This window comes from Chryseobacterium sp. BGARF1, assembly GCF_001677955.1.
In the GTDB taxonomy this organism is placed as follows: Bacteria; Bacteroidota; Bacteroidia; order Flavobacteriales; family Weeksellaceae; genus Chryseobacterium.
This window is the reverse complement of the sequence record NZ_LELA01000042.1, coordinates 140245-154196: the sequence shown is the minus strand read 5'-3', so window position 1 is coordinate 154196 and position 13952 is coordinate 140245. Positions and strand designations below refer to the sequence as shown.

Below are 13952 nucleotides of genomic sequence, written 5' to 3'. Positions count from 1 at the left end.
TAAAAACTATATTTATAAAATGGCAATTTTAGGACAGATTAGGAGTAGACCTTGGCTTTTGATGGGAATGATCGCATTGGCGCTTTTAGCGTTTTTGGTAAACCCGGAAAGCCTTGATAAGGTTTTTGGAAAAAACCCTGATGTTTTAGGAAAAGTAAATGGTGAGAAAATTACTCGTGAAGAGTATAATGACCAGCTTTTTGTACTACAACAGCAAGCAGAACAGCAAGGTCAACCAAAAAACGGACTTGAAGAACAAGCTTGGCAACTACTTGTACAGTCGAAATTGGTAAAACAGCAATTTGAAAAAATGGGCTTTGAAATGACAGATGATTTATTCTGGAATCAGCTTCAGTTTGATCAAATGTTTGCACAAAACCAACAGCTTTTTGATGAAAAAGGTAATTTCAAACTTCAAGAATTAAAAAAAGAAATTGAAACCTTACAAAGTGGAAATCCTGAAGGATACAACCAATGGTTGAAAACTAGAAAAACCATTGAGTACAGAATTATGGCAAGACAGGTCTTTGCTAATGTTTCTGCGGGTATCACTACAGGTAAAAAAGAAGCTGAAGAATTGATGAAAGAAAGAGATCAGCTTGCTGATATCGATTTTGTAAAAGTTGATTACGCTTCTTATCTTCAGAAAAATAAAATCAAAATTACAACTGAAGATTTAAATAATTATATCAAAGCGCATCCGGTAATGTTTAAAACAGAACCAAGCAGAAATTTAGGAATTGCGTTTTTCCCTTCTCAGCCTAGTCCTGCGGATGAAGCTGCAGTACAAAAAGAAATTACAAAAATATTTTCTGGAGGTACTGATGCAAGTGGAGGAAAAGAAAACTTCCAAAACACTACTAATGATTCTATGTTTGTAATGGCAAACTCAGATATGCCATACAACAATACATATGTTCAAGCTAACCAAATGCCTCAAGGGCTACAAGGAAAAATTGAAACTGCTGCAATTGGTCAGGTTTTCGGACCTTACAAGGAGCAGAATCTTTATGTTTTGTCTAAATTAATCGACAAAAAGCCTTCTGATTCTACTTTGTCAAACCATATCTTAATCGCTTACAAAGGTGCTGAAAGATCTACGGCAACAAGAACTAAAGAACAAGCTAAAAAAATTGCTGACAGCTTAATGGCTGGAATTAAAGCGAACCCTGCAAAATTCGCAGAAGGTCTTAAACTTTCTGATGAGCCAGGTGCTGTTGAAAGAAAAGGTAGTGTGGGCTGGACGACTCCTCAAAGTCAGTTCGCTCCAGGATATTTGGCATTTTTGGCGAATAATCCTAAAGGTTCTACAGGTTTAGCTGAAACTGAATTTGGTTACCATATTATCAATGTAGAAGATAAAAAAGCTGGAACAATGGGCTACAAAGTTGCTCATATCGTAAAAACAATCAAGCCTTCTGATGCTACAGAAGCTGAAGTTGATAAAAAAGCAAGAAGATTTATTCAACAAATTCAAGGAAAATCATTCAATGATTTTGTAAATATTGCTAAAAAATCAAACTATCAGTATTCTAACGCTAAATCTGCAAAAAGATTTGACGGTCAGCTTCAAGGTTTAGGAACAGATAAAGACGGTGAAATTATCGCTTGGGCTTTTGATAAGAAAAGAGAGAAAGGTGATACGGAATTCTTTACTGTAGAAGGAACTGGAGATAAAGTAGTTGTTTACTTAAACGGAAAACAAGAAAAAGGTCTTGCAGATCCAGAATCTGTAAGAGATCAGATAGAAACAATCGTTCAAAATAAATTAGCAGCTAAGCAGATTTCTGAAAAAATAGGCACTGCAGGTAGTTTAGATCAGGTTGCTACAAAATTTGCTACAACAAAACAGTCTGCGCAGGTTAATATGCTTAATCCTTCTGTAGCGGGTGCTATGGAACCTAAAGTTGCAGGTGCTGCATTTGGTATCGCAAAAGGAAAAGTTTCAAACCCAATCGAAGGAGGTACAGGTGTTTATGTTATCGTTAAAAAGAATGAGACAATCAATAAGCAACCAGGCGATGTAAAACAATTTACAGAGTCAGTTACTCAGAGAAATGCAGGAATGTTTGGTCAGTCTTGGTTAAAGAGTTTGCAGGATAATGCAGATATCGATGATTACAGAATTGAGATTTGGAGCAAACTGGGAAATCAACAGTAGAATTCTAATCTAAAAAATATAAAAGCGCCAAAATTATTTTGGCGCTTTTTTTGTATTTAACGCAGAGCAATAAAGAGAAACATTAATTTAAAATGTGCTATATTTGCTACATTAGAAAAAATTTACCAAGTGAAATTCAGTAAAGAATTAAAGGCTGGTTTAATCGCGATATTAGCTATTGTTGGCTTCGTGATTTTATTTCAGTTTATGAAAGGCAGAAGCCTTTTTACTACAGACAATATATTTTACGCAAAATATGATAATGTGGAAGGGCTTACACAGTCTTCTCCAGTTTCCATTAATGGTCTGAAGGTAGGGCAGGTTGATAAAATAATTCCTCAGACGACTAGTGACGGAAAAATACATTTCATCGTAAAGATTACCGTAGATGATAATTTTGAATTTTCAAAAAATTCCAATTTAGAAATTTTTGAACCAAGCTTAATGGGCGGTAAAGAAATGAGAGTAAATCTTTTTTATGGTGGTCCTACTGCAAAAGATGGAGATACTTTAAAAGGTGCTTTCAAATTGGGAATGATGAACAGCCTTTCTTCTCAGGTGGGTCCTGTAAAAGATCAGTTGCAAACTGTTTTGCACAGAGTTGATTCTTTGATGGCAAATGCTAATCAGGTGATGAATGCTCAAAACAGAGAAGAGATCAAAGTATTGCTTCATAACTTAAACAAAACGGTTGGAGCATTAGAAACTACAGCGGGAAGCGTTAACAAATTGGTTGGTAATAACGATCCTAAACTTCAGAAAGTTCTTGATGAAGCTAGTTTAACCATGAAAAGTGGTAAGACAACTTTAGACAAATACGGAAATCTTGCCGAAAGTATCGATACAAAACAACTGAATCAAACGATTGCTAATCTTGATGCAACAGTTGGAAAGTTGAATGGTGTAATTTCTGGAATTGACAAAGGCGAAGGTAGTTTAGGGAAGATTATGAAAGATGATCAGTTGTACAACAATCTGAATTCTGCATCTACTAATCTGAACTCTTTGATTGAGGATATGAAAGCGAATCCTAAGAGATATATTAATTTCTCAGTTTTCGGTAAGAACAGTAAAGACTAAAAAAATCTACGATATGCAGTATCTTGATAATGTGTTTTTTCTGATTTTGTTGATTGCTGGCTTCGGACTTTTTGGAAAAAGTCTTCTGAAGATTTACAGAAATATAAGATTAGGAAGAGAAATTAATCGCAGCGACAGAAAAGCTGAGCGCTGGGAAACCATGGCAAGAGTTGCGATGGGACAAAGCAGAATGTCAGCAAGGCCTGTTGCAGGTGTTTTGCACCTTTTTGTGTATGTTGGTTTCGTAATTATTAATATCGAATTAGTCGAAATTATCGTTGACGGGATTTTCGGTACTCACCGTTTCTTATCTACAATTTTCGGACATACTTTCTACAGTTTTTTCACGGCAACATTAGAAGTTTTAGCACTTTTAGTAATTGTTGGAGTGGTACTTTTCTTTATTCGTAGAAATTTTTACGGAGTGAAAAGACTGACGATGAAAGAACTTTTCGGATGGCCAAAAAACGATGCGAATTGGATTTTAATTATTGAATTTGCCTTAATGGTGGCTTTCTTCACAATGAATTCTTCAGATTTCATTTTACAACAAAGAGGAGTTTTGGCTGCACATGGAAGTTTTCCAATCAGTGAAATGACGTTGGTTCCTTTCTTAGAAATTTTTAGTTTTGATAATATATTTTTAGAAATTGTTGAAAGAGGAGCTTGGTGGTTCCACTTTATAGGGATTCTGTTCTTTATGAATTACCTTTATTATTCTAAACATTTACATATTATTCTTGCATTTCCAAGTACTTGGTACGCCAATCTTGATTTGTACGGAAAATTCAATAACCTTGAGTCTGTTACCAAAGAAATCAAATTAATGATGGATCCAAATGCAGATCCTTACGCCGCTCCGGCTGAAGGTGCAGATGAAGCTCCTTCAAAATTTGGTGCAGAAGATGTTTTTGATTTGAACCAGGTTCAGTTATTGAATGCTTATTCTTGTACAGAATGCGGAAGATGTACTTCTGTTTGTCCTGCAAATATCACCGGTAAAAAGCTTTCACCGAGAGCTATTTTAATGAAAACAAGAGACCGTATCGAAGAAGTGGGTAGAAACATTGATAAAAACGGGAAGTTTGAAGACGACGGTAAAAAATTGTTGAACGATTACATTTCGAAGGAAGAACTTTGGGCTTGTACCACTTGTAATGCTTGTACTCAGGCTTGTCCGATACTTTTAGACCCGCTTTCTATTATTTTCGAAATGAGAAGATTCTTGGTGATGGAGCAATCTGCAGCACCACAGGAATTGAATCTGATGATGACCAATGTAGAAAACAATGCTGCACCTTGGCAATACAATCAGGCAGACCGTCTGAACTGGGCAAAAGACTAATTAGATAATTAAACAATTTGAAAATTTGAAAATTGACTAACCTAAGACATTTTCAAATTCTCAAATTCTCACATTTTCAAATTGAACAAAATGGATTTCAATATAAAAACAATGGCGGATTACGCAATGGAAGGCAAATCTCCGGAAGTTCTTTTCTGGGTAGGTTGCGCTGGAAGTTTCGATGACAGAGCCAAAAAAATAACTAAGGCGTTCTGCAAAATTTTAAATAAAATAGGTGTTGAATTCGCTGTTTTAGGACAGGAAGAAAGTTGTACCGGTGATCCCGCAAAACGTGCAGGAAACGAATTTGTTTTTCAAATGATGGCAATGACGAATATTGAAATTCTGAATGCCTATGAAGTGAAAAGAATTGTTACGGCTTGTCCGCACTGTTTCAATACGCTTAAAAATGAATATCCTAATTTAGGTGGAAACTATGAAGTGATTCATCATACCCAATTCTTAAAAGAATTGATGAATGAAGGCAGACTGAAGATTGAAGGCGGAAGTTTCAAAGGTAAAAAAATTACATTCCACGACCCTTGTTATTTAGGAAGAGCCAATGATGAGTATGAAGCTCCAAGAATGCTTTTAGAAAAGCTGGATGCCGAATTGGTTGAGATGAAACGTTGCAAAACCAATGGTCTTTGCTGCGGTGCAGGTGGAGCACAGATGTTTAAAGAACCTGAAAAAGGTAAAAAAGACATTAATGTAGAAAGAACAGAAGAAGCGCTTTCTTTCGAGCCTAAAATCATTGCAACAGGTTGCCCGTTCTGCAACACGATGCTGACCGATGGTGTAAAACATTTCAATAAAAATACGGAAGTTGAAGTAAAAGATATCGTAGAACTTTTGGCGGAAGCTGAAGATTTGTAAATATATATTTCCAGAAAGGATAAATCTTGAGTTATGAAATCGCCGTGATTTTGAAACCTAGATATTGATATAGAAACCACGATTGCATATGTCCTTTAAAAAAAATAAAATCTACATATGAATTTAAAATGGGGTTTATCCTTTCTTTTTTTTATTATAAGTTTAAGTTTTCTTACTTTTTCCTGCTATCAAAATAGGGTTTATGATTGGGATATGCCTGGATATTTAGGCAGTGTTTATTCCTGGGAATTTCCTGATGATGCAAAAAAAGCACAGGAAAAGGTGTATTCTGATATTGAAAAAGAGGCTTCAAAAAAAGAATTCAACGATATTCTTCATTACAATCATGCCAATGAAGTTTTCTACGCAGATTATAAAGCCTTTGGCGAACAATTGCCGTATTATAAGATTAAAATAGGTTTTAATGCTGCAGTTTATGTATTGTATAAACTAGGATTTACAGGACCTCTTTCGGTTCTTATGGTCAATATTTTTTCCTATTTTATTTGTGGTTTACTGATGTTTTATATTTTAAAACTACTGTTTCCCAAAAACTATTTTATTGCACCGCTACTTTCCTTATTTGTATTTTGGTTTCCTCCGGTAAGAGATATGGCGCAAAATCCTACACCGGATATGTTCGTTTTTGTCTTTCTAATGCTTTTTATCATTAGTCTGCTTCAAAAAAAATCAGAATTATTACAATTTATTTTCCTTCTTTGCTGCGTTTTAATCAGGCCAGATTATGTGCTGTTTGCAATGAGTTATCTTTTTGTAGCTTTCGTTTTTAAATATTTTAAAGAAAATAAAAAGATCAATTATAGTTTAATCATTCAAGGATTTTCAATTGCGATTATCTATGTTGCAATCATTAAATATTACAATTACCCAGGTTGGAAAGACCTTTTCTATGACAGCTTCTTTTACAGAAGACCAATAATTTCGGCTGAAAAAGCAGATTTTACTTTTCAGAAATATTTTGATTTTCTGCTATTTAAATTAATCAACTTCAAAAAAATAACTTTAGGTTCCTTGATTTTAGTGGTATCAACCTTTTATTTTTCCAAAGATTGGTGGGTCAGAATTTTGTCTTTATTATTCTTTGTTAATATTTATATCAAGTTTGTATTCTTTCCTGATAGTGCTAATCTGAGATTCTTTTTAGGTTTTGTTCTTCTGCTTTTTATTGTACTTCTGTATGCATTGAGCAAAAAATACAATGGTTTCCAACTCAGGAAAAATGCGTAATTTTACTCTTTAAATTTATTCAGAATGAAAATTGAAGAATCTAATATTGTTGAAGCAAACGATTACAGAGTTATTATATATCCCGCATCAAGACCTTTCACAACAAAAGAAGCCAAAGTGATTACAGAGAAATTATACGATTTCTTGGCAGGCTGGGCAGCCCACGGAAAACCGCTTTCGTCATCTTTTAAAATTGAAAAAAATCAGTTTATCATCATTTGTGTTGATGAGGAAAAAGAAATGGCTTCTGGTTGCAGCATCGATGCTTTAGGCAAAATAATGAGAGAAATCGATGAAGAATACCAGTTGGGATTATTCGACAGAATGAAAGCCAGCTTTGTAGAAAACGGAGAAGTGAAAACCTTAAAGCTTATCGATTTTAAAAATAAAATCAGAAGCGGAGAACTTTCAAAAGACATTGAAGTTTTTGATTTCTCAAAAAACACGTATTTAGAATTTTTAGGAAACTTTTTATTGCCTTTCAGCAAAAGTTGGGCAGTTACCATAAAATAATTCCTTAATAAAATAATGAAAATTCCTCTTGGTTTCTGATTCGTAGAAACTGATGAGGAATTTTTTGAATAAACACTTCTATGCCAAAAATTCTATTCCTCACCACTGCGCATAATTATGATGATGACAGAATCTTTTTTCATCAGGCAAAAGAATTGGTGATTAATGGTTTTGACGTTAAGATTTGTAGTTTAACAGCTGCTTTTAAAGGAAAGGTTGATGGTATTGAGATAGAATCTTTTGATGTTTTAAATCAATCTGTACAAACAAAAATTCAGAAGTTTACGGAAGTCTGTAATTCTTTTCAACCGGATTGTATCATCTGTTCTGAACCGATTGCCGTATTTGCAGCAAACAAATATCGTAAAACGAAGAAAGTAAGCATCGTTTACGATATCACAGAATGGTATCCGGCGATGTCGATGCTTCAGGATTTTAGTTTTCTGATGAAATTTGTTCACGGAATAAAATTTTTCCTGATTCAGCTGTACGCTGGTTTTTTAAGCACTCATTTTATCTTTGGTGAAGAAACCAAAAAGTTTCCATTGGCTTATTTTTTTTCTTTTAAAAAGAAAATTATTTTGCCTTATTATCCTCACGAACGGTTTGTTTCTGAAAATATTAAGGAGGTAAATCCAAACGAAATAATACTTTGTTACACAGGCGCAATTTCAGAAGATAAAGGAATCGGGAATTTTTTCAATGCAGTTGAAGAGCTTCACAAAAGAAATCCTCAGTTAAATATTAAAATATTGATTGTAGGTTCTGCCAGAAAAAAAGCGGACGAAATTTATTTCTCGGATATTCTTGCTCAATCTTCAGTAAAAAATATCGAAATCAGAAAACCGACTTCTTTCGAAGAATTTACAAAAGCTTTTGCTGATGCCGATATTTGTTTTGATTTGAGAGCGTTTAACTTTGAAAATCATCATTCGCTTCCCATCAAATTATTCTATTACATGGGCGCCGGAAAACCGATTATTTATTCAAGCTTGAGAGGAATAAGAAAACACATGGATGTTTCCGGTTTTGGATATTTGGTGAATCCAAATGATTCTAAAAAGATTGCGGATCATATTGAAGCTTATCTTAACGAACCGCAACTATACGATCATCATGCAGCCAATGCCAGAAAAGAATTTATGCAAAATTACAATTGGAATGTCATCAAGAATTCCTTTGTTAACTTTATTAAAAATTCATTACCAAAAAACAGCAAATGAAGCAGCTTAAAGTTGTTCAGACTTTTATTTCGAGGTTCTTGATTTTGATTTTGAGCTTTGGTCTGGTCATCTTTTCTACCAATATGTGGGGAAGTGAAGGAAAAGGCACGATATCAATTGTGATTGCCAATGTTGCTCTGGTTAGTTTTTTCAGCAGTATTTTTTCGGGAAGCAGCACCTCTTATTTTGCAAGAAAATTTAAGGTAGAGCAGGTCTTGGTTTACTCTTATCTTTGGTCGCTCATTGTAGGAACTGCGGTTCCTTTGATATTCAGTTTTGCGGCCATTCAGAATGAATTTTTGTGTTATTTGATTGGTATTTCTGTTCTTTCATCACTTTTATCAACCAATATTAGTCTGTTTATTGGGACGCAGAATATTCGGTTTTTCAATATTTATACTGTTTTACAACAGCTTGTTCATGTTTTATTTATCGCAATTCTGATTTATATTGTTAAACTGAAAGACGTTTCGGTGTACTTTTTAGCTCAGATTTTCTGCTTAGCATTTCTGTTTCTGACGAGTCTTATTCTGATCCTGAAGAAATGTAAATTTTCAGAATTTTCATTTTCAAAATCGGTATTCATCAATATGTTCGAATACGGTTGGAAAACCCAATTGAGCGCATTTATTCAGTTCTTAAATTATAGGCTTTCTTTTTACTTTTTAGAATACTTTGAAGGAATTGCTGTTGTCGGGATATTTTCTATCGGAATCACATTTTCAGAAGCCATATGGACGATTACAAGAAGTATCGCGGTCGTTCTCTATTCTGATGTCGTAAATAGCGAGAGCAGGGAAGAGTCTATTGTTAAAACGAAATCTTCACTTAAGCTTTCATTCACATTGATGTTTGTTTTTGTATTGGGAATTTTGATTATTCCGGATTTTGTGTACCCGTTTATTTTTGGAAAAGAATTTAGTGGAACTAAGCTCATCATGCTTTTATTAGCTCCCGGAATTTTGGCAATTGCAGTAAGTGACATGATTGGCTATTATTTTTCAGGAATTAAAGAGTTGAAAATATTAAATATAAAATCGATTGTAGGATTATTGATAACTATTATTTTTTCGTTTTTTGCCATTCCGAAATGGGGAATTTGGGGCGCCTGTTTTGTAACGACCTTATCGTATGTAGTTTCAGCAAGCATATTATTCTGGAAATTTTATCAGTCTACCGATTTTAAAATTAAAGATTATATTATTTCTAAAGATGAAATCAATACTCTCATTAAAACATTTTCCAGGAAATAAGCGGTTAATGTTCCTGTGTTTTGGAGCGAATTTTTTAAACCGCAAAAGGAGCAAAAGATTTTAACTGATTATAAGTTTTTCAAAAGCTAACAAAACAAATAATATATTCAAAAGTTACATTTTGTAAACTTTTGAATTTTTCTTTTTTCAATCATTTCTTTTGATGCTTTTGCGGTTAAATGGATATTATTTAAGAAATATTTGATTTGAATAAAATTATTTTCTTGCGTTAAATCCTTATTTTTACCAATCAATTAAGGTTCTGAAAATACTCAATAATTTATTTTAGCTACATTGAATTTCAGTCTATCAACTGTCAACTAAAAACCAACAACAACTTATGTGCGGCATCTGCGGTTATTATTCATTTAAGAACGAAATTTCTTCTGAAAATATTTTAGAAATGAATAACGCGATCCGTCATCGCGGTCCGGATGATGAAGGTTTCTGGATTTCTGATGGGTCGAAAGGAAAATCTTTTTCCGGAAATGATTCTACGCAAAAAATTAAAGAAGTTTTCCCTGTTTTAAATAAAACAAATTCGAAAATTGCATTAGGTTTTCGCCGACTTTCAATTGTAGATTTATCTGAAAAAGGGCATCAACCGATGCTTTCTGATGACGAGAAAATTACGATTACCTTCAATGGTGAGATTTATAATTTTAAAAAAATCCGTAAAGAACTTGAAGATTTAGATTATCATTTTAAAAGCAATTCAGATACAGAAGTTATTTTAAAATCGTATAAAGAGTGGGGAACGGAAATGTTTTCCCGATTTGACGGGATGTTTGCGATTGCTTTGGTCGATTTAGAAAAACAAAAATTAATCCTGGGAAGAGACAGGGTTGGTTTGAAGCCTTTGTTTTATTTTAAAAATGAAAATGCTTTAGTTTGGGCTTCCGAAATAAAATCTATTCTAAAAAATGAATACATCAAACCTGAAATCAATTGGAATGGAGTTTACACCAATTTCCTTTTTCAGACCACTTTGGCACCAGAAACATGTTTTCAAAATATATTTTCACTCGAGCCAGCTTCTTTTTTATTGTTTGATTTAAATAATCTTACCTCTTCGAAACATTTTTATTGGAATTTTCCTACTGAAAAATTAGAAAGTATAAGCGAGGAAGAAGCGGTTGAAAAAGTTGATCAGTTATTGTCTGAAAGCGTCAAAGAACAGCTTTTTGCAGATGTTCCCGTAACAAGTATGATGAGCGGCGGAATAGATTCTACTTTGATTACCGCGAAAGCTAAACCATTCAAAAATGACATCAATGCATTTACTATTTCGTATCAGTTTTCGGAAAGCGAAGTGAAAAATGCTTCTTTGATGGCTAAAAAGATTGATATTCAACATGATGTGAAAAAAGTTGCCGATGAAGAGATTTTAAACCAATTAAAAGAAAATATTCAGCATTTTGAAGAACCTTACAGCAGCCTTGAAGTTCTGATGAACGCCGCGGAATTTGCAAAGAATAAAGGATTTAAAGTTGTTTTAAGTGGAAATGGAGCCGATGAACTTTTTGCGGGATATTCTCATTCTTTAAAGCTTAATAAATGGCTTTCGATGAAGAATTTTAATTTTATCCGTCATTTTATTTTCACCAATGATGATTTTTCAAGAAAAGTAAAAAATTATTTTTCTCAGGATGATATGCTTGATTTTTTTAGGCAAAGCCAGGTTGCTATGAAGCCTTTTGAGGCTAAAAATGTTTTTTCTGATGCTATTTTTAATACAGTTAAAACAAATTTAAAAGATAAAAAAGTGTCTGAAAGCAAAAATTATCAAGGACTTTTTGAATATGATATGAAATATTCTCTGTCTTCGCACCATGTTTTCAGAGATGATTTGAGTGCGATGAAGTACGGGGTTGAATTCCGCTATCCTTATCTGAGCAACAATTTGATTGATTATGTTTCGGCTCTTCCGGAAAAATTACGGTACAATGGAATTCAGAATAAACCGCTTTTAAGAAAAGTTGCCGAAAAATATCTTCCTTCGGAAATTTTGAAAATGCCAAAGCGCGGATTTTCTTTTCCACTTGCTCATTTTATTAAAACCGAACCAAAAGTAAGGGCGTTTATTCTTGAAAACTTAAATAGCTTAAAAAAGAGAAATTTTTTCAAACCGGAAGTCATCGATGAATGGTGGAACAACCAAAAAAATGAATACGATTGTGTGAAAATATGGCAATTGGTGACTTTTGAACTTTGGTATCAGAAATATTTTGAAAATCAATAAACTTATTTTTCATTAATAATTTATCTTTGTAGGAATGAAGAAAATATTTCTTGTTTTGACGCTTATCAGTCTCACGCTTCTCAGTTGCGGAAGTGATGATGATTCTCTGCAAAAGATCGATCAACTTTTAGATCTTTATATCAAAGATCCATCTGGAAAAGACCTATTGAAACCTACAAAAATTGGATCTTATACTGGTGTTTCTTTTACTGACCAATTGGCGGAAAAAGATAATGTGAATGTAAACTATAGCCGAAAAATGCTTGCAGATTCTACCTATTATCTTGAGTATCTTGCGGGCGCAACAAGACAGTTTGTAGAAGACACTTCTGATGGAGGTAAAATTTACAGATCTGAAATTCGGGTTTCTTTGACCAAAAAGATATCGGAAACGCAGAATGATCCGATAGTTCAGGATAAGCTCGAAATATTTTACCGTTCCTCACCCACCGTTTTTGAAGTTTCGAGAGTACTTTATAATAACCAATTGGTATTTACAAAAGTTCCCGATCAGCCAAATGTGGCTACAATCATAAAATAATCTTAAATTTGCACGAACGGTTCAAAGTTCAGGGTTCAAAGTTCAATGTAACTCAACCTTAAACCTTAAACTTTTAAACATTAAACATTTATGTTACAGGTTAATTTTTTGCGCGACAATAAAGAACGCGTTTTAGAAGGTCTTCAAAAAAGACAATTCAAGAATCTTGAGTTGGTAGACGAGGCTATCTCTACCGACGAAGAAAGGAAAAAAATTCAGTTTGAATTAGATTCACAACTTTCCGAAGTCAATAAAATTTCCAAAGAAATTGGTATTTTAATGAAAGAAGGAAAAAGAGAAGAAGCTGAAGCATCCAAATCTAAAACAGCACAGTTCAAAGAGTCGAGCGCAGAATTGAAATCTCAACTGGAAGTTATCGAGAAAGCATTGCTTACTATTTTGTATCAGATTCCAAACGTTCCTTACGAATTGGTAAAAGCTGGTGTTTCTGCAGATGACAACGAAATTATTTATCAGTCTCATGATGTGGAAGGTTTAGGTGAAGGAGCAATTCCTCACTGGGAACTGGCAAAAAAATACAACCTGATTGATTTTGAATTGGGTGTAAAAATTGCCGGAGCTGGTTTTCCTGTGTACTTTGGGAAAGGAGCGAGACTTCAGAGAGCTTTAGTACAATATTTCTTAGATAAAAATACAGATGCTGGTTATCTTGAAGTAAATCCGCCACACGTTGCAAATGAAGCTTCAGGATACGGAACTGGACAATTACCAGATAAAGAAGGACAGATGTATGAAATTGCTAATAATACAACTGCGGAAACATTGTTTTTAATTCCTACAGCGGAAGTTCCAGTGACGAATTTATACCGTGATGTTTTGTTGGATGAAAAAGATCTTCCCATTAAAAATACTGCATTCTCCCAATGCTACAGAAGAGAAGCGGGAAGTTACGGAGCTCATGTAAGAGGCCTGAACCGTCTTCACCAGTTTGAAAAAGTAGAAATTGTAAGATTAGAAAAACCTGAGAATTCTTATGCTGTTTTAGAAGAAATGGTAGAGCACATCAAGTCGATTTTAGAAGATCTTGAGTTGCCGTACAGAGTTTTAAGACTTTGTGGTGGTGATACAGGTTTTGCAGCTGCTATGACCTATGATTTTGAAGTGTGGAGTGCTGCTCAGGAAAAATGGTTGGAAGTAAGTTCGGTTTCTAATTTTGAAACCTTCCAGGCAAATCGACTAAAATGTCGTTACAAAGCAGACGGAAAATCTCAGTTGGTGCATACGTTGAATGGTTCTGCAATGGCATTGCCAAGAATTATGGCAGCATTGCTTGAAAATAATCAGACAGCAGAAGGAATTAAGCTTCCTAAAAAGATTGCTGAATATGCGAGATTTGAATTGATTAATTAGAATTTATTTTATATAACGAAACCACCGAAATTCGGTGGTTTTTGTCATTTTGACAGATTGTTTTGATGAGTTATCGCTGTACAGTCGCTGTACTCTTTC

Annotated in this window: 11 protein-coding genes; all 11 read left to right on the top strand. The window is 33.9% G+C overall.

What is annotated here, in order from left to right:
• Positions 1-19 precede the first annotated feature (19 nt).
• The 11 genes from AB671_RS08015 to serS all read left to right on the top strand — a co-directional run bounded on the left by AB671_RS08015 (position 20) and on the right by serS (position 13853).
• A complete protein-coding gene (locus AB671_RS08015) occupies positions 20-2161 on the top strand; it encodes a peptidylprolyl isomerase (protein ID WP_066675177.1) in 2142 nt (713 codons plus the stop codon).
• 129 nt (positions 2162-2290) lie between these two features.
• Positions 2291-3241 carry an MlaD family protein gene (locus AB671_RS08010; RefSeq protein ID WP_066675175.1) on the top strand — a complete coding sequence of 317 codons (951 nt, stop codon included), beginning with the start codon at positions 2291-2293 and terminating at the stop codon, positions 3239-3241.
• A 13-nt stretch (positions 3242-3254) separates the two neighbouring features.
• Positions 3255-4586, top strand: coding sequence for a (Fe-S)-binding protein (locus AB671_RS08005; protein WP_066675173.1), 1332 nt, complete (start codon positions 3255-3257; stop codon positions 4584-4586).
• 90 nt (positions 4587-4676) lie between these two features.
• The gene (locus tag AB671_RS08000; protein WP_066675170.1) at positions 4677-5462 is read left to right on the top strand and encodes a (Fe-S)-binding protein; all 786 of its coding nucleotides are present in this window, start codon (positions 4677-4679) and stop codon (positions 5460-5462) included.
• A gap of 117 nt (positions 5463-5579) precedes the next feature.
• Entirely contained in the window at positions 5580-6710 is a 1131-nt protein-coding gene (locus tag AB671_RS07995) for a hypothetical protein (protein WP_066675168.1), read from the top strand.
• 24 nt (positions 6711-6734) lie between these two features.
• Positions 6735-7223, top strand: coding sequence for a hypothetical protein (locus AB671_RS07990; protein ID WP_066675166.1), 489 nt, complete (start codon positions 6735-6737; stop codon positions 7221-7223).
• 80 nt (positions 7224-7303) lie between these two features.
• Entirely contained in the window at positions 7304-8446 is a 1143-nt protein-coding gene (locus AB671_RS07985) for a glycosyltransferase (protein WP_066675163.1), read from the top strand.
• Positions 8443-9699, top strand: coding sequence for a polysaccharide biosynthesis C-terminal domain-containing protein (locus AB671_RS07980; RefSeq protein ID WP_066675161.1), 1257 nt, complete (start codon positions 8443-8445; stop codon positions 9697-9699). The genes AB671_RS07985 and AB671_RS07980 overlap by 4 nt, the downstream gene beginning before the upstream one ends.
• Before the next feature lie 340 nt (positions 9700-10039).
• On the top strand, positions 10040-11941 hold the full coding sequence (gene asnB, locus AB671_RS07975; RefSeq protein ID WP_066675156.1) for an asparagine synthase (glutamine-hydrolyzing): 1902 nt from the start codon (positions 10040-10042) through the stop codon (positions 11939-11941).
• 34 nt (positions 11942-11975) lie between these two features.
• A complete protein-coding gene (locus AB671_RS07970) occupies positions 11976-12482 on the top strand; it encodes a hypothetical protein (protein WP_066675154.1) in 507 nt (168 codons plus the stop codon).
• 90 nt (positions 12483-12572) lie between these two features.
• On the top strand, positions 12573-13853 hold the full coding sequence (gene serS / locus AB671_RS07965; protein ID WP_066675152.1) for a serine--tRNA ligase: 1281 nt from the start codon (positions 12573-12575) through the stop codon (positions 13851-13853).
• Positions 13854-13952 lie beyond the last annotated feature (99 nt).